Here is a 16,715-nt window from a genome sequence, read left to right as displayed (position 1 = left end):
CGGATGCTGCTCACACCACTGATCAAGCGCCAACTGCAAGTCTTCGCAGTCCTCGCGACCGTCGCGCTCGGGTACGCATTCATCCACTACGCACGGGTTCCCGCGATGCTGGGCGTCGGGGTCTACAACGTCACCGTCGACTTCGAGGACGCCAGCGGGCTCTACCCCAGGGCCGCCGTCACCTACCGTGGCGTCAACGTCGGTGTCGTCTCCGAGCTCGACGTCACCGGCGACGGCGCGATCGCCACCCTGCGCATCGACAGCGGCACGGACATCCCTGCCGGAGTCTCAGCCGAACTGCACAGCACTTCAGCCATCGGCGAGCAATACATCGACCTCGTCGACCCGGTCGGCAGCGACACCAGCGGCAAGGGAGGCTACCTGGCCGAGGGCGCCGCGATCCCGCAGGAGCGGGCCGTGGAAATGCCGCAGATCACTCCAGTCCTCGACTCGGTCAACCGACTGCTGAAGTCGATCCCGAAGGAGAAGACCAAGGCCGTCCTGTCCCAGCTCGACGAGGGCCTCGGCGGCTCGGGGACGGAGCTCAACGAACTCGTCGACTCCTCCGGCAAGCTGCTGACCGAGGCCCAATCGCAGATCGATGCGACGACGTCGCTGATCGCCGCGCTGCGGCCGGTGCTGGGTACCCAAGCTGAGCTGGCGCCGGAGACGCAGTCGTACGCCGACGCGCTCAACGACGTCACCAGCGCGTTGGCAAGGAATGACAGCGCGGAGCTCAAGACGCTGCTGAACAATGCCCCCGAGGGCCTCGATGCCGCCACCGCCACCGTCGCTGACCTCCAGCAGGTGCTGCCGATGATGCTGGCCAACCTGACCACGAATGCCGAAGTGCTCAACACCTACCTGCCCAACGTCAAGCAGATCCTCGTTCTCTACCCATCCCTCGTAGCCCGGCTCCAAGCGGCAGTGAATCCCCGCGCGGGCCTGGGTGACGTTCAACTGGATTTGCGGGCAGGGGTCAACAACCCCCCGACCTGCCAGACGGGCTACCTGCCGGCCAATGAGCGCCGTAGCCCGGGGATCACGACCACACGCGACGTGAATCGGCTCGCACACTGCGAGATTGCACCCGACAACCCGACCGCCGTACGCGGTGGCCGCAACCTGCCCTGCCCGCACTCAAGCACCCGCGGTCCTCTGCCAGCGACGTGCGGCATCACCTTCCGCGGCGGGATCTGGCCCGACTCGAGCGGCACCGTCGCCTACGACATAGCCGTCGGACGCGGCGACGACGCGGCGGCCAGTGACGTGACACCGGACCAGCAGGCCGACGATGAGGATCTCTGGAAGGTCCTCGTGCTGGTACCCCTGGAGAGGAGCTGACATGGGCGAGCGACCGAGACTGTCCCTTGGGGGCGGTATGAAGGGCCTCGATGTACGGATCACGCTGCGGGTTGCGGTGGTGGCTGTGACAGTGCTGGGCCTGCTCGGCTTCGCGGGCGAACGGGAGCTGGCTTGGCGAGACGCGCGGAACCAGCTCGCCGATGAGAAGTCGGCGGCCGCCGCGGCGAGCGCCGAGGTCGAGGGGCTGATCGACATCAGCGGCTCATCGTCTGAGAAGGACATGGCCCGGTTGCTCGACGGCGCAACCGCCGACTTCCGCTCCGAGCTCGAGGGCCAGGCCGATCGGCTACAGAAGGCGCTGGCCGACAACAAGGTCAAGGCCACCGGCGAGGTGGTCTCGACCGGCGTCGTGAAGTTCGCGGATGACAAGGCAACAGTCATTGTTGCCGCCACAGGGACGGTGCAGAACAGCAGCACGAAGGAGGCCGAGCCGCGCAGCTACCGGCTCAAGGTCGATCTCCTCAGGAGCGATGGCAAGTGGCTCGTCTCGGGATTGGAGTTCGTGGCATGAGTGCCGACGTCGAGCAGGAGGTCAGGGACATAGCCGATGAGAGGGGAACGGGCACTGCTGGGGGGACGGCGACCAGCGCGGGAGGAGGGACTCGCCTGGTCGCCGTTGGGCTGGTCTTGTTGGCGGCGGTGGCCGCGGTGTTATTCGGGTTCCAGGCGCACCGTGCGGCGGCCGACGCCGACGCCCGGAGCGACGCACTGGCTGCCGCGCAGGAGCGGGTGCCGGAACTGCTCAGCTACGACACCGCTACGCTCGACGAGGATCTTGCGAACGCACGGGCGCAGACGACGGGCGACTTCACCGCTGACTACGGCGAGATCCTTGAAGCGGTCGTAAAGCCGCAGGCGAAGGCACGCAAGATCAGCACCGTCGCCACGGTCAGCGCCGCCGGCGTGGTCCGGGGTGACACCGACGAGGTCGTCGTCCTGCTCTTCCTCACCCAGACCACGACCTCCGGCAAGGAAGGCACGACCGTCGCCGGCAGCCGGGTTGAGGTCACCATGACGCCGGTCGACGGCGACTGGAAGATCGCCAGCCTCAAGCCAGTATGAGCCCGCGGCCCACACCCTGGGCGGTCATCGCCTGCGGCTGGGCTTCGGACCGCAGCCACCTCGCCTGATTTGAGCACGTCCAGATCGGTGCGGCGCCCGACGTTCCTATCCCGCGCCCGAACCTGCTTGGCGACACTGGCAGGCCGGACGACAGCGGGACCTCCGCATGGTCGTGCGAACGCTGCTCGACGACTCGGTGCAGACACTGGGACTCTCGAGGCCTACAAAAAAACAGAACTGTCTATGCATTGACAAAAGCGACGAGAATGTCTCATTCTTGTGGATGTCGCCGTGACTGCCAAGGCAGGCCGAGCTGAGGCAAAACGGCACACGGAGCCAAAGGCCTGACCAAACTCCCGGTCCCTGAACGCACGAGTCCTGCTCCGCGGCAAGGGAACGTCGAGCTGGCCGCTCATGGAAAGGGAATTCAATGACGAACCTCCTCTCGTCGGCGTTGCCGAAGCGGCGCGATCGACTCTCGTCAGTGCTCCTGGCGCCGCTACCGGTTCGGGTGGACGCGGCCCTGCGTGGGCTCAGCGACCAGTGGCCGATCCATGAACTCGCCCCGGCTCCGGCCGGTTCCGGCCTCAAGCCGGTTCAAGGGACCGCCGGCCTTCCTCTTCTCGGCCACACCTTGGATTACATCCGGTTCGGATCGGACTTCACGCGTGCCAGGTACGAGCGACTTGGCCCGGTCTCCTGGATGGGCGCCTTCGGCACCAAGATGGTGGTCGTAGCCGGCCCGGATGCCACACAGGAGGCGCTGACCACCAAGGCGAAGTCCCTTTCCCAGGACGGGTGGACCTATCTCATCGACGCCTTCTTCCACCGAGGCCTGATGCTGATGAGCTTCGACGAACACAAGATGCACCGACGCATCATGCAGGAGGCGTTCACCCGTGATCGGCTCGCCGGATACGTCAACCAACTCGGACCGACGCTGGAGGCCAACATCCCCGCGTGGACCACAGGCAAGTCCACGCGCATCTACCCGCTGCTGAAGAGTCTGACTCTCGACATCGCCACCGAGGTCTTCATGGCAGGGCGGGGCGGGAGCGAGGACACCGACGCCATCAACGCCGCCTTCGTGGCCACCGTCCGCGCAGCGAGCTCGATCGTCCGCGTCCCGCTGCCGGGGACCCGCTGGCGAGCCGGGGTCCGTGGGCGGGCCTTGCTGGAGGCCTACTTTGCACGGCACTTGCCCGCGGCCCGCAACGGCCAAGGCGGTGACCTGTTTGCCGGCCTGTGTCATGCGCGGACGGCTGAAGGCGACGCCTTCACCGACGAAGACGTCATCAACCACATGATCTTCTTGATGATGGCGGCCCACGACACCTCGACCATCACCACTGCGGCCGCCGCCTACTTCCTCGCCAAGCACCCGGCGTGGCAGGAACGGGCTCGGGCCGAGTCTGACCAACTCGGCGAGCGTACGCCGAACATCGATGACCTGGAGTCTCTGGCGACTCTCGACCTGGTGATCAAGGAGACCCTGCGCCTGGTCGCGCCAGTGCCGATCGTGATGCGCAAGACGGTCGAGGACGTCGAGATCGCAGGACACCACATTCCGGCGGACACCCTGGTGGCCGTGGCTCCGGCGGTCAATCACTTCGACGAGTCGTACTGGACCGACCCCGACACCTTTGACCCTGCCCGCTTCAGCGAGCCGCGGCGTGAGGACCAGCAGCACCGCTTCGGGTGGATCCCGTTCGGCGGCGGGGTGCACAAGTGCATCGGTCTTCACTTCGGAACCCTTGAGGTCAAGGCAATCCTCCACCAGATGCTGCGCAACTACACCTGGACGGTTCCGGACGACTACGAAGCAAGGTGGGACAACACCTCGCTACCGATTCCCGTCGATGGGCTGCCGATCACACTGGAGCGCAGGTGAGTCAGGCGCCGGTGTCGTTCCTGGAGGCGACCGAGTTCCTCGACATCGAGCATGATGCCGTCCGCACGTTCGCCGCGGCCGCGATCGGTGATGCGAGTACCGACAAGGAGAAGGCGATACGGCTCTTCACCGCCGTACGCGACCGAGTCTGGTACGACCCGTACTCCGTTTCGGACGATCCGGCCCATTACCGGGCGAGCTTCGTCCTCCAGGCCGGCCGCGCCTACTGCGTTCCGAAGGCGGTGCTATTGACCGCGGTTTGCCGTTCGGCAGGGATTCCGGCGCGGCTGGGCTTCGCCGATGTCCGCAATCATTTGCAGACCGACGCATTGCGAGCGCGCATGGGCGGCACCGACCTCTTCGTCTATCACGGATACAGCAGTATCTGTGTCGACGGCACGTGGCTCAAGGCGACACCGGCGTTCAACACCGAGTTGTGTGCGCGTTTCGGTGTTCCTCCAGTGGAATTCGACGGCGAACACGACGCACTGATGCACGCCTTCACTGCGGACGGCACCCAACACATGGAGTACATCCGCGAGCGTGGTGTCTTCGACGACCTGCCCTTGGCCGCCATCCTGGCCGAACTTCGGGACACGTATGGACCGATGGTGGATACCTCCGCGCATCCGGTCGATGACGCCTTCGCCACGCAACCCATAAGCCAGACCGGGCCCGATGGAGCTTCCCGCGGGTCCCACTGCCCCCAGGAGGCCCGATGAGCACGACGACCACAGCAGCCACCCTGGAGGTGCGGAACCCCTCCGACGGCCGGCTGGTCAGAACCGTCCCTGTGGACGATCGGGAGACCGTGAACCGTATCGCGGCCGAGCTCCGCCTCGCCCAACGCGCATGGGCCGAGGCTGGGCCGCGGCAGCGTGCGCGGTGGATGCGTCGGTGGCGCGACTGGATCCTGGCTCACACCGATGAGCTCACCGATTTGTTGCAGGCCGAGACGGGCAAGGTGCGCCCTGACGCACTCGTGGAGACCACTGCGTCGTGCGAATTCATCACCTACTACGCCGACCATGCCGCGGACTTTCTCGCCGATGAGAAGGTCCGGTCCTCGGGTCTGCTGAGCCTGCCGAAGCGGCTGTCCAAGACCTACCAGCCCTACCCCCTCGTCGGCCTTGTCACCCCGTGGAACTTTCCGATCACCCTCTTCCTCATGGACGCAGCACCCGCCTTGGCTGCCGGCTGTGCAGTCCTGGCTAAGTCCTCGGAAGAGACTCCGCTGACCTGCGCGCGGGTCATCGAGGGTTGGCAAGAGATCGGCGCCCCACCGGTTCTGGCACATGTCGTGGGCGCCGGCGATACCGGTGCAGCGGTGGTCGACGCCGCTGACTTTGTGCAGTTCACCGGTTCCACTGTCACTGGTCGTGCGGTCGCCGTCCGCTGTGCTGAGCAGTTGAAGCCGCTAAGTCTGGAGCTGGGCGGCAAGGACCCGGCGATCGTGCTCGAGGACGCCGATCTTGCTCGTGCGGTGGAGGGTGTCGCGTGGGGCGGCCTGTTCAACGCAGGGCAGGTCTGCATCTCCGTCGAGCGGGTCTACGTGGTGGCAGAGATCTACGACGAGTTCGTGTCTCGCCTGGCCCAGCGGGTGCAAGCCCTGACCCAAGGTGCGACGCCAGGAGACGACGTCGGCGCGATGGTCACCGCGAGGCAGGTCGACATCGCGGATCGCCACGTCAGCGAGGCAGTCGCGGCCGGTGCCAAGGTCCTGGCCGGCGGCATCCGGGGCGCGGCCGGGAACTACTACGCGCCGACCGTCCTGGTCGACGTGGATCACACGATGGACTGCATGACCGAGGAGACCTTCGGCCCCACGATCCCGGTGATGTGCGTCGCCGACGAAGACGAAGCCATCCGACTGGCCAACGACTCGCCCTACGGATTGTCGGCGACGGTGTGGACGCGCGACCACGCCCGCGGGCGGCGCGTCGCACGACGCTTGGATGCGGGTGCGGTCAACATCAACGACGTCTTCAGCAACCTCTTCGCCATGACGCTGCCCCACAGTGGCTGGAAGGCCTCGGGGATCGGCGCCCGGCTCGGAGGAGCCTACGGGCTGCACAAGTATTGCCGGGTCCGAGCGGTGACCGAGCCGCGGCTCCCCGTGCTGGCACGAGAACTCACGTGGTACCCGTACTCCTCCCGGCGTACGGCCATCGCCGGAAAGGTGTTGCGCGCGGCCGCCGGGCGCGGCTTGCGTCAGCGCCTCGGCATGAACAAGGAGCACAGCAAGTGACGACGCCCACCACACCTATGGCAGCCAAGACGATCGCGATCACCGGCGGAGCCCGCGGCATTGGGTACCAGACCGCTAAGGAGCTGATCCGACGAGGCCACCGTGTCGCGATCGGTGACGTCGACGAGGCACGCGCAAAGGAGGCCGCAGCCGAACTCGGGGTGACCGTCGTCACTCGTCTCGACGTGACCGACCCCGACTCGTTCCGGACCTTCCTCGACACGGTCGAGAAGCAGCTCGGTCCTCTCGACGTGCTGATCAACAACGCGGGCATCATGCCCACCGGGCACGCACACGAGGAGGACGACGCCGTCACTCGCCGCCAAGTGGAGATCAACGTGCTCGGAGTGATCTTCGGAACCAAGCTCGCCTTGCAACGGATGCTGCCCCGCCGTACCGGACACATCATCAACACCGCGTCGCTGGCCGGTGAGCTCTCGGTGCCGGGCCTTGCAACCTACTGTGGCACCAAGTTCGCAGTCATCGGATTCACCGAGGCCGCCCGGCAGGAATATCGCAAGTCCGGGGTCCAGCTGTCCACCGTTCGACCTACCTTCACCAACACCGAGCTCGTCGCCGGAACGGCCGGAGCCAAGGGACTGCGCAACGCCGAACCCCAGGAGATCGCTCGGGCGACGGCCGACCTGATCGAGCGCCCTCGCCCGTTCGTACGCGTCACCCGCCTCGCCGGCGGCATGGTTGCGGCGATGAAGTTCGTGCCTGGACGGGTGGCAGCCGGGCTTGGCTCGGCCCTGGGCACGGACTCGGTGTTCCTCGACGACGTCGACATGGGTGCCCGCCAGGCCTACCTGGATCGAATCCGGAACAACTAACCCCCATCTCCGAACCATCCGGCCACACGAGAAGGACATCACATGCACCAAAGGACCCTGATCCAGGACTACCCCCATCGGATGGGGGGGCACTGCGGTTCGGGTGCGATGCGGGATCTTCTGCACTGGCACGGTCTGGGGTGGGACGGACCGCCCGATGAGGGCCTGGTGTTCGCGCTCGGCGGCGCATTGGGGCTGTCCTACCTCCGATCGAGCGACCTCGTTCCCCCGCTGTATCTGGTGGGACGAGGCGCTGACTTCGAAGTCGACTTGCCTGTACGCCTCGGCGGGCTGGTGCAGGTTCTCACCACCGACGATCCCGATGAGGGATGGTCGTGGGTTCGCGACGAAGTCGACGCCGGCCGACCCAGCCTCGTGTGGGGTGACATCTCCGAACTGCCGTACCTGCGGGTCCAGCTCCAAATGAGCCGCCACGACATTGTGGTGATCGGCTACGACGAGGCCACGAATGTCGCCTTCGTCGTCGACAACGACCGTGCCGAGGTGCAGGAGGTTCCACTCGAAGCGTTGGCTCGGGCACGGGCCTCGGTGGCTTTCCCGCAGCCGACGCGCCACTGCACGTACCGCATCACCTGGCCCCGCTCGCTCCCCGCGATTGAGCGTGTGGCCGCAGGCGCGTTCAGTCAGTCTGCGGTCAACATGCGCGATCCGTCGCAGCACGGCATCGCCGATCCCACGACGGCGGCGGTCGGCGCCGAGGGTTTGGCAGCGGTCGCTGAGTTGGCGGACGACGTCGAGACCTGGGGCGACCTTCCCGACGACGAACTTGAGATCCTCCTGTTCAGCCTCGGCGCGTTCATCGAGAAGGCAGGCACCGGTGGCGGGCTGTTCCGGCGCCTGCTCGCCGATGGGTGCGCGGACGTCGCTCGGCTGACCGGCGACCCCGCGACCGCAGAGCTTGCGGTCGCCGCCGCGCGTTGTGCGCAGACCTGGACCGCCACCGCACGCGCCGCGATCCAACGCGAAGCCCCTATTCGAGCTCGGGTCGACACGGTGGCCTCGATGGCGAGTCAGCTGCCGGAGGTCGAATTGCGTCTGGTCGAGTCCCTGGAACGTGCCGCACGTTCGTTGAACACCACAGATCGCTGATCGGCGCTGTTTCCGGACGCGTAGCGAACGCTCCGAATCGCTGTCCGTTCGAATGTACTCACGATGAAGGAATGTCATGCAGAGCACGATGATGAATGTCCCGTTGACGACCACGGCGATTCTGCGCCACGGCTCGAGCGTCCATGGCTCAGCGACCGTGCGGACCCTGCAGCCCGACGGGTCCGTGAGGGTGGGCACGTTCGCTGAGGTCGGCCGCAGGGCTGCACAGTTGGCCAACGCGTTGCGAGGCTGTGGGATCACGGGCGATGAGCGCATCGCGACCTTCATGTGGAACAACCAGGAGCACGCGGAGGCCTACTTGGCGGTGCCCTCCATGGGAGCGGTGCTGCACACCTTGAACCTTCGCCTCACCTCGGAGCAACTCGTCTATATCGGCAACCACGCCCAGGATCAGGTCGTGATCGTCGATGGCAGTCTGGTGCCCCTGCTGGCTCCCGTGTTGCCACAGATCAGCAGCGTGCACACCGTAGTGGTGACCGGTGGCGCCGATCTCGCCCCTCTGCGCCGCGAGGGGGTCACCGTCGTGGGCTACGAGGAGTTCATCGCTGCTCAGCCCGAGACCTTTGACTGGCCAGACCTCGATGAGCATTCGGCAGCGGCCATGTGCTACACCTCCGGCACCACCGGCAACCCCAAGGGCGTGGCCTACAGCCACCGGTCGACCTACCTGCACTCTATGGCGGCCTGCGCCGCCGACGGCCTCGGAATCGGCTGTGGTGACCGGATCCTCGCGATCGTGCCAATGTTCCACGCCAACGCCTGGGGCCTGGTTTACGCGGCATTCATGGCAGGTGCCGACCTGCTGATGCCTGAGCGGTTCTTGCAGGCCGAACCGCTGGTGCGACTGATCGATGCAGAGCGGCCGACGATCGCCGGTGCGGTCCCGACGATCTGGAACGACGTCTTGAACTACCTGGAATCGAACCCGGGCCACGACGTTTCTTCGCTCGACCTGGTTGCCTGCGGTGGCTCAGCGGTGCCTCTGCACCTGATGCAGAGCTTCGAGGAAAAGTACGGGGTCCAGATCCTCCAGGCGTGGGGGATGACCGAGACCTCGCCGTTGGCCGCCGTTGCGCGACCTTCTGCGTCCCTCGACGAGCAGGAGCGGTGGCGTCTGCGTGCCACCCAGGGCCGTCCGGTGGCTGGGGTGGAGTTGAGGATTGTCGACGACGCCGGCCATGAGCTTCCTCACGACGGCGAGGCGGTGGGGGAGCTGCAGGTGCGCGGGCCGTGGATCACCGGTGCCTATTTTGGTGAGGAGGACGACGGGGAGAAGTTCCACGACGGCTGGCTCCGCACCGGTGATGTCGGTCGCATCGATTCACGGAGCTTCGTCACGCTGACCGACCGGACTAAGGATGTGATCAAGTCCGGTGGAGAGTGGATCTCCTCTGTTGAGCTCGAGTTGCTGCTTGCCGGCCATCCTGACGTTCTGGAGGCTTCCGTGATCGGGGTCCCGGACGTGAAGTGGCAAGAACGGCCCCTGGCTGTGGTCGTCGTCCGCGAGGGCAGAGAGCCCACGCCGAGTCAGCTCCGCGAGTTCCTCGAGGACAAGGTGGCCAAGTGGTGGCTGCCCGAACGCTGGTGCTTCGTCGCCGAGGTGCCCAAGACCTCGGTCGGCAAGTTCGACAAGAAGCGCCTGCGCTCCCTGCATGCCGACGGCGAGCTGGCCGTCATCGAGATCTGAGAAACCTTGGCCCATTCGGAGAGCGCGAGACTGGACGGCAGAAGAGGAGTGATATGCGTGGCGGCAGTGTTCGACAATGGCGACCGGCAGGTGCCCGCCGGCGGCGGCGAAGGGAATCTGCCCGGTGACGTGGGAGTGATCTCGCGGTGGACGGAGCACCTCGCAGGTCAGGACACGGTGGAGATCGGCCAGAGGCTGCCACCCCATTCCCCGGACTGCGCCGGGTGCGGGCCCCGCAATCCCGCCGGCCTGGATCTGCAGGTCGTGCGCACCGCGACGGGCGTCGAGGCGGTCCACCGCTTCTCCGATGCTCAAGTGGGTGCCCCTGGCATTGCGCACGGCGGAGCGGTCGCCCTCGCTTTTGACGACCTCTTCGGATTCGCCCTCTACACGGTCGGTTCGCTCGCCGTCACGCGCAGCCTCACCATCGAGTACCACGCCCCGTTCCGGCTACACCGTCCCTACACATTCTCCGCACAGGTCGCCCAGCGCGAAGGACGTCGACTGCTACTCCATGCTGACGCCTGGGACGACGCCGGCCAGAAGGCGGGGTCGGCCGCGGCCACCTTCGTGGTGGTCGGTCCTGGACATTTTGCCGCGGGCGCCGAACAAGGGATGGGTCGGAGCGATTGAGGATCGTTGAGGCGACATCCCGAGGTTCGCGGGGCTATGCCGGCTGGTCATCTGCGCTGAGGACCGATCGCGAACGCCACCGCGAGTTCGCGGAGGACGGCTGGCGGATGCGACTGGGAGAGCGCCGCCCGTGCGGTACGGCTACTGCGGCCGGGATTGGCATCGAGGAGCGGGGGCTGACCGACTCAGGTCTGCACTCATTCCCGAGGGCAGGCTCTTGTGCAGGATTTGCGGTGCGCCGCATGACGGCGACATCGGAGATGATCACATGACCGGCACCGACGTGAGCACCGACTACCTCTGGACCCAGCCCATGGCGGGAATTCGGTGATGTCGCCGGGAACGCGACCTGACTGGGGCGTGGCGTGGTGGGTGGCCTTCTTGGTCTGCAAGCCCGTGCTGATTCTGGTGCGACGTCGGGACTGGCGTGGACTTGACCAGATCCCACCAAGCGGCGGGGTGGTGCTTGCCGCGAACCACGTGTCTCATGTGGACCCATTGCTCATCGCCGAGATGGTGCTCGCGCAAGGCAGGACGCCGGCATTTCTGGCCAAGAGCAGTCTGTTCGGAGAGGGCATTGTCGGGCGGTGGTTCCGAGCCGCCGGGCACGTGGAGGTGGATCGCTCGCATGGCGGCGACGGATTCGGCGCCGCCTTGACTGCGCTTCGCGGCGGTGCACTTCTCGTGGTCTATCCCGAAGGATCGATCACGAAAGACCGTGACGGCCGCCTGCTGAATCTGAAGACAGGAGCTGTGCGGCTGGCGCTCGAGTCCGGGGCACCACTCATTCCGGTGGCGCAGCGAGGTGCCCAGGACATCCTGCCCGCCTATAGCCGGCGCCCGCGGCTGCTCAAGCGGCCCACTGTCACCATCAACGTCGGTCGCCCCCTAAACCTGACCGACCTAAGGCAGCGCGGACTTGAGCCGGAGGCGGTCCGCGATGGTACACGACGACTCGCCGACACTCTGGGGCAGATGGTTGAGGAGCTGGAAGGCGGGCAGCGTGCGGACTGATCGCCAGGCGTCGGTTTCGGCGCGATGGGTCATGGGGTACCGACGAGCGCGGGATAACTCGCCACGGGCAGCAGTTGCGATATCAGGATGCGACGCGGGCGTGGTTGGCCGCCTCTTCGTCGAGCCGACCGGCAGTCGGTCAGTGCGAACGCCGGCCGCGGCCGGACTTCGGGTCACGATCCTGGCCCGGCACAGCCGCCCCCGTGGGGATCGGTGAGTACCGTGCCCGTCGAGCTTGCCGCCATCGTCGGTCTAACCGGGCTGCTGACGCTGACACTCCTCTCCCTAGTTGTATCGCGGCTACAACTGCGAAGGGCCCGAGGCCGGGTTGCCGAGCTTGAGAGCGAACTCGTAGGGAGCACCGGGTCACGCAGCCGCCGGGTCACCGGGATGGCGGTGAAGGCGGTGGTTGAGACTGCGACCCGTGTCCGCGAAGGCGGAATCAGCGGTCTTCTCGTCTCCTCAATCGAGGACATCACCCGGTGGGTGACCGAGGACCGTGCGACGATCCTGCGTAACGCGGCACCCGACGGCACCGTCACGATCTTCTTCTCCGACATCGAGGACTCGACCCTTCACAACGAGCGGCTTGGTGACGATGAGTGGGTGCGGCTGCTCGGGGATCACGACCGCATCGTTCGCGAGCAGATACGTCGTCACCGTGGCCACGTTGTCAAGACGCAGGGCGACGGCTTCATGGTCGTCTTCCGCGGACCGGTCGACGGTGTGCGAGCAGCGATCGACATCCAGCGCAGGCTCGACTCGTTGACGGCGAGCGAACTGCGGCATACGCAGGTCAAGGACCGAATCGGTCTCCACGTCGGCGCGGTAGTGGCCAGGGGCGGCGACTACTTTGGCCGCAACGTGGCGATGGCTGCCCGGGTGGCGGGACACGCCGCAGGCGGCCAAGTCGTCGTGTCGGACGACTTGCGGCGCTGCCTGGGCGAGGTCGCGGATTCCGACTTGGAGTTCGACCTAGAGCCGGGACCCCGGACCGACCTCAAGGGCCTGTCCGGGGTCCATCAACTGTGGTGGGTGCGCTGCGCTTGAGGCCCGAAAACTCGGGCTTTCGCTGGCCGACCAAGGCTGGCAAACACCCCCCGCACGTCCACTCACCATTCTCTTGCGCCACCGACGCGGCAAACACCGTCCGATCCCAGGTGAGGCGTTGCGAACGCGCGAGTCGAGACCCAAGTCAGCTGGGCTTGGGCAGAGACCGGGCGATGATCTCCTTCATGATCTCGGTGGTACCGGCGTAGATCTGACTGATCCGCAGGTCGGTCCACGCTCGCGCAATCGGGTACTCCTCCATGTAGCCGTAGCCGCCGTGGAGTTGCAGGCACGTGTCGGCCACCTGTTGAGCACGCTCCGAAGCCCAATACTTCGCCATTGCAGCGGTCGGGATGTCGAGCCCACCCTGCACATGAAGGGAGATGCATTCGTCGACGAAGGCGCGTGTCACGCGGGCCTCGGTGGCAACCTCGGCAAGCTTGAACTTCGTGTTTTGAAACCCGAAGATCGGCTTGCCGAACGCCTCGCGCGACAACGTGTACTCATGCGTGAGATCGAGCATCAGATCCATCGATGCGGCGCAACTGACGGCGACGAGGAGGCGCTCCTGAGGGAGCTGCATCATGAGCTGAATGAAGCCCTGACCCTCCTCGGCGCCCAGCAGGTTGCTGGCCGGGACGCGCACGTCGTCGAAGAACAGCTCGCAGGTGTCTTGTCCCTTGAGGCCAATCTTGTCCAGCACCCGGCCGCGCCGAAAGCCCTCGGAGCTGGTCGGCACGATGACCAGCGAGACGCCGGCCGCGGCCTCGTCAGGATTGGTCTTGCAGGCCAGCAGAACCATATCCGCGTGGTAGCCATTGGTAATGAACGTCTTGGCGCCATTGATGACGTAGTCATCGCCATCGCGAATGGCACGGGTCTTGATTCCCTGCAGATCCGACCCAGTGCCGGGCTCGGTCATCGCGATAGCGGTGACGACCTCGCCGGATGCCATCTTGGGAAGCCACTCCTGCTGCTGCTCCTCGGTGCCGTAGTGCAGCAGGTAGTGCGCGACGATGCCACTGTGCAGCGACGCGCCCCAACTGCTGTCGCCGACGCGCGCCTGCTCCTCGATCAGAATCGCCTCGTGATAGAAGTTGCCGCCGCCGCCGCCGTACTCCTCCGGAATGGACGTGCACAGCAGACCGAGCTTGCCCGCTTGTGTCCAGAGCTCGCGGTCGACGCGCTTGTTCTTGATGAAGCGGTCGATGTTGGGCTTGATCTCCTTCTCGCAGAAGGTTCGGGCGAGATCGCGGAAGTCGTCGAGGTCCTGGGTCATCCAGGGCGAGCGGCGGCCGGGCATGGGTCCTCCAAGGGGGTCGTGGGTGCGGGTACAACCTGTACCACCCTACGGGTACAGGTTGTACCGGCGCTAGTGCGATGGGTTAGATTGCGGCCGTGGATGTCGCGAAGTGGGTGGACACGGCGGTCGTGCGTCGATCGACTGCGCACGACTCCCACCGCGCCCCACGACGCGAGCAGATCGTGGTCGCTGCGGCTGGTGCGATCGAGCAATATGGCGCAGGGGTAGGCACCGCCCAGATTGCCGAGCGAGCCGGGGTGGCGAGACCTCACGTTTATCGCCACTTCGACAGCAAGGACGACCTCGAGAGCGAGGTGCTGCGATTTGCCGCTACCCAGCTAATCGAGACCGTGCGTCCCGCGATGCGGCACAGCGGCACCGCGCCAGCGATCATTGAAGGTGTGATCGCGGCCGCTGTGAGGTGGGCTGCAGAGAATCCGAACCTGTATCGATTCATGGCCGCTCGCCAGCAGACCAAGGCAACTCATCGGGCTCGGCTGGGGCGCACGCGATTCCTGGGAGAGGTGGTGGCCGCAGCTTCGGCGTACTTGCGCACCCCTGACGTCCAGGTTGAACCGCCCGACGGCGTCATGGCGGGGCTGATGGGCATGGTCGATGCGGGCATCATTTGGTGGCTCGACCACCACGACGAGTCCCAGGATGAGGTCGTCACCCGTATCGCCCACCAAGTTTGGTTGGTCATGCGCGACCTCGCCCAGAGTGTCGGGCTCGCGATCGACAACGACAGTTTGCTCACCGTCCCTTGAGGACCGAAGCCTTTCGCCTTGCCCATCGACTTCGCGGGCCCGTCAGAAGTTGGGTGTAGAGCGGGGGAGCATGTGTTCTGTTGAGAAGTCCTGGAGGGCGAGCCAGGCGGTCCCGGCGTTGGCCCCGGTGCTTCTGCGCGCCTTCAGGGACGCACGTCCTGCAGCCGACCCCGATGATTCGCATGACGACACGGCTTGCGGAGACGGGCGGACTCGGGGGTCGTTCAACGATGAGGAGATTCGCGGCGGCGGCTCCCCGCATGCTGCGACTAGTGTCTGTCAGCGATGGTTTCCGGACTCGACCCCTCAGTGCTGCGCGCCGCCCGCGAGAAGGCAGGCTTGACCCAGCATGAGTTGGCGCGTCTCGTTGGTGCCGCCGGTGGGGAGCGCATATCTCGATGGGAGCTGGGCGCGTCGGTCCCTAGGCCGGATTTCTTGGTGAAGCTTGCTCGAGCCCTCGACATCCCGACCCTTCGTCTCATTCACCTAGACGGTGAGGTTCCTGATCTCAGGGCACTGCGTTTGAACGCCGGGCTGACGGTGCCCGAGCTGGCTGCGGCCGTCAACGTGGCTGTGCCGACCTACTACGCCTGGGAGCAAGGCCGTTGGACCCGACTCCCAGCAGCCACGCAGCTTGAGAGCCTCGCGCGTGGGTTAGCGGACACTGTTGACGTCGTCGCCACGGCCTTCCAAGAAGCCCGGCAGCAGCGCCTTCGGCGCGGGCAGGTCTAGCGACCCACACGAGCGGGTGGCTCCTGAGTTTGTCCGTAATCCACAAGTGGAAATTCCTACCGGAAAGTCCGCATGATCTGTGGTCCCATGGACCTGGGCGTTCGGTGCGTGCAAGCGCTCAGTCCCATCGGGGGGACTGAGCCACGCAACCAGTCCCGTCAGGACTCGGGCGATGACATCTCGGAATCGGTCAGTTGTGGATGACGATCCGGTCGATAGAAATGCACTAGTGTTTTTCTATCGAGTCGGGTTGGCGATGACCGCTCCCGGCACGTCTTGACACGTAGGTGATCGAGACAGGAGAGGACTCGGGATCCGTGTCGATGAACACTGCTCAACAACCACGGGACGAGAAGCGCGCCAGTATCATGGCACCTCCCGACCACAACCACTTCCCACGGCTGAGGCGCCGCCGCAGTCGTTGGGTCCTGGCACTCTGCGCGGCCCTTGTTGCTGCCGGCGGCCTGGGGACCGCGTTCGCGTTCACCTCGGTCAACGACACCCAAGAGGTCCTCGTCGTCAGCAGCGACATCAAGCGCGGCGAGACCATCGAGGCCGGCGACCTCGCCGTCGTGCGGGTCAGCGTCGACCCGGCGCTGACCCCGGTTCCCGGCAGTCAGAAGGCCGAGCTCGAGGGCAGCCGCGCGGCCGTCGACCTGTGGGCCGGCACCCTGCTCACCGAGCAGGCAGTCACCGACAGCCTGGTGCCGGGGGAGGGGGAGTCCCTGGTGGGCATCAGCCTCACGCCCGCCCAGATGCCTTCAGAGCCCCTCTACAGCGGCGACGAGGTCCGGATCGTCACCACGCCCGGCGACCAGGGCGAGGTGACCGACGAGGAGCCGGTCACCATCGAGGCCACCGTGGTCGGTGTTAGCCGGATCGTGGAGACGGGGGAGACCGTCGTCGACGTCTCGGTGCCCGAGCGCGAGGCCGCCGACCTGGCCGCCCGCGCCGCCACCGGACGCGTGGCGCTCGTCCTGGACGCCCGGGAGCGCTGAG

General features: G+C 66.1%; 16 protein-coding genes. 15 read left to right on the top strand and 1 reads right to left on the bottom strand.

Annotated elements, in window-relative coordinates; translation table 11 throughout:
* Positions 1–3 precede the first annotated feature (3 nt).
* The 12 genes from KU893_RS14120 (at position 4) to KU893_RS14065 (ending at position 12,914) form a co-directional block, all read left to right on the top strand.
* Positions 4–1,344, top strand: coding sequence for an MCE family protein (locus tag KU893_RS14120; protein ID WP_218235009.1), 1,341 nt, complete (start codon positions 4–6; stop codon positions 1,342–1,344).
* Position 1,345: 1 nt separating this feature from the next.
* Complete coding sequence (locus KU893_RS14115) at positions 1,346–1,876, top strand: Rv1363c family protein (RefSeq protein WP_218235008.1); 531 nt, start codon at positions 1,346–1,348, stop codon at positions 1,874–1,876.
* Positions 1,873–2,427, top strand: coding sequence for an Rv1363c family protein (locus tag KU893_RS14110; protein WP_218235007.1), 555 nt, complete (start codon positions 1,873–1,875; stop codon positions 2,425–2,427). Before KU893_RS14115 ends, KU893_RS14110 begins: the two co-directional genes overlap by 4 nt.
* A gap of 430 nt (positions 2,428–2,857) precedes the next feature.
* Positions 2,858–4,318 (top strand): cytochrome P450, encoded by a 1,461-nt coding sequence (locus tag KU893_RS14105; protein ID WP_218235006.1) that lies wholly within the window; start codon positions 2,858–2,860, stop codon positions 4,316–4,318.
* Complete coding sequence (locus KU893_RS14100) at positions 4,315–5,040, top strand: transglutaminase-like domain-containing protein (RefSeq protein ID WP_218235005.1); 726 nt, start codon at positions 4,315–4,317, stop codon at positions 5,038–5,040. Before KU893_RS14105 ends, KU893_RS14100 begins: the two co-directional genes overlap by 4 nt.
* The gene (locus KU893_RS14095) at positions 5,037–6,566 is read left to right on the top strand and encodes an aldehyde dehydrogenase family protein (RefSeq protein WP_218235004.1); all 1,530 of its coding nucleotides are present in this window, start codon (positions 5,037–5,039) and stop codon (positions 6,564–6,566) included. The genes KU893_RS14100 and KU893_RS14095 overlap by 4 nt, the downstream gene beginning before the upstream one ends.
* Positions 6,563–7,399 (top strand): SDR family oxidoreductase, encoded by an 837-nt coding sequence (locus KU893_RS14090; RefSeq protein ID WP_257441212.1) that lies wholly within the window; start codon positions 6,563–6,565, stop codon positions 7,397–7,399. The genes KU893_RS14095 and KU893_RS14090 overlap by 4 nt, the downstream gene beginning before the upstream one ends.
* Before the next feature lie 42 nt (positions 7,400–7,441).
* Entirely contained in the window at positions 7,442–8,509 is a 1,068-nt protein-coding gene (locus KU893_RS14085) for a BtrH N-terminal domain-containing protein (protein ID WP_218235003.1), read from the top strand.
* A gap of 76 nt (positions 8,510–8,585) precedes the next feature.
* Positions 8,586–10,217, top strand: coding sequence for a long-chain fatty acid--CoA ligase (locus KU893_RS14080; RefSeq protein WP_218235002.1), 1,632 nt, complete (start codon positions 8,586–8,588; stop codon positions 10,215–10,217).
* A gap of 57 nt (positions 10,218–10,274) precedes the next feature.
* Positions 10,275–10,850, top strand: a complete 576-nt coding sequence (locus KU893_RS14075; RefSeq protein WP_257441207.1) for a PaaI family thioesterase — start codon at positions 10,275–10,277, stop codon at positions 10,848–10,850.
* A gap of 396 nt (positions 10,851–11,246) precedes the next feature.
* Positions 11,247–11,864 carry a lysophospholipid acyltransferase family protein gene (locus tag KU893_RS14070; protein WP_257441205.1) on the top strand — a complete coding sequence of 206 codons (618 nt, stop codon included), beginning with the start codon at positions 11,247–11,249 and terminating at the stop codon, positions 11,862–11,864.
* Positions 11,865–12,086: 222 nt separating this feature from the next.
* On the top strand, positions 12,087–12,914 hold the full coding sequence (locus KU893_RS14065) for an adenylate/guanylate cyclase domain-containing protein (RefSeq protein WP_218235001.1): 828 nt from the start codon (positions 12,087–12,089) through the stop codon (positions 12,912–12,914).
* Positions 12,915–13,059: 145 nt separating this feature from the next.
* On the opposite strand, the gene KU893_RS14060 is transcribed toward KU893_RS14065, so the two are convergent.
* Positions 13,060–14,217, bottom strand: a complete 1,158-nt coding sequence (locus KU893_RS14060) for an acyl-CoA dehydrogenase family protein (RefSeq protein ID WP_218235000.1) — start codon at positions 14,215–14,217, stop codon at positions 13,060–13,062.
* 95 nt (positions 14,218–14,312) lie between these two features.
* Here KU893_RS14060 and KU893_RS14055 point away from each other — a divergent pair, with 95 nt between their 5' ends.
* The 3 genes from KU893_RS14055 (at position 14,313) to KU893_RS14045 (ending at position 16,714) form a co-directional block, all read left to right on the top strand.
* Positions 14,313–14,984, top strand: coding sequence for a TetR/AcrR family transcriptional regulator (locus KU893_RS14055; protein ID WP_218234999.1), 672 nt, complete (start codon positions 14,313–14,315; stop codon positions 14,982–14,984).
* Between the two features lie 285 nt (positions 14,985–15,269).
* Positions 15,270–15,716 (top strand): helix-turn-helix domain-containing protein, encoded by a 447-nt coding sequence (locus KU893_RS23795; protein WP_218234998.1) that lies wholly within the window; start codon positions 15,270–15,272, stop codon positions 15,714–15,716.
* A 368-nt stretch (positions 15,717–16,084) separates the two neighbouring features.
* Positions 16,085–16,714 (top strand): SAF domain-containing protein, encoded by a 630-nt coding sequence (locus KU893_RS14045; RefSeq protein ID WP_246592639.1) that lies wholly within the window; start codon positions 16,085–16,087, stop codon positions 16,712–16,714.
* The last annotated feature ends 1 nt before the right edge of the window (position 16,715 follow it).

The organism is Nocardioides daeguensis (assembly GCF_019192965.1).
In the GTDB taxonomy this organism is placed as follows: Bacteria; Actinomycetota; Actinomycetes; order Propionibacteriales; family Nocardioidaceae; genus Nocardioides; species Nocardioides daeguensis.
This window is presented reverse-complemented; position numbering and strand designations above follow the sequence as displayed.

Excerpts from the sequence above, each read along its gene's own strand:
- KU893_RS14060 (WP_218235000.1), bottom strand. The coding sequence starts at position 14,217 with ATGCCCGGCCGCCGCTCGCCCTGGATGACCCAGGACCTCGACGACTTC.
- KU893_RS14095 (WP_218235004.1), top strand. The coding sequence starts at position 5,037 with ATGAGCACGACGACCACAGCAGCCACCCTGGAGGTGCGGAACCCCTCC.
- KU893_RS23795 (WP_218234998.1), top strand. The coding sequence starts at position 15,270 with ATGGTTTCCGGACTCGACCCCTCAGTGCTGCGCGCCGCCCGCGAGAAG.
- KU893_RS14085 (WP_218235003.1), top strand. The coding sequence starts at position 7,442 with ATGCACCAAAGGACCCTGATCCAGGACTACCCCCATCGGATGGGGGGG.
- KU893_RS14110 (WP_218235007.1), top strand. The coding sequence starts at position 1,873 with ATGAGTGCCGACGTCGAGCAGGAGGTCAGGGACATAGCCGATGAGAGG.
- KU893_RS14120 (WP_218235009.1), top strand. The coding sequence starts at position 4 with ATGCTGCTCACACCACTGATCAAGCGCCAACTGCAAGTCTTCGCAGTC.
- KU893_RS14105 (WP_218235006.1), top strand. The coding sequence starts at position 2,858 with ATGACGAACCTCCTCTCGTCGGCGTTGCCGAAGCGGCGCGATCGACTC.
- KU893_RS14115 (WP_218235008.1), top strand. The coding sequence starts at position 1,346 with ATGGGCGAGCGACCGAGACTGTCCCTTGGGGGCGGTATGAAGGGCCTC.
- KU893_RS14045 (WP_246592639.1), top strand. The coding sequence starts at position 16,085 with ATGGCACCTCCCGACCACAACCACTTCCCACGGCTGAGGCGCCGCCGC.
- KU893_RS14080 (WP_218235002.1), top strand. The coding sequence starts at position 8,586 with ATGCAGAGCACGATGATGAATGTCCCGTTGACGACCACGGCGATTCTG.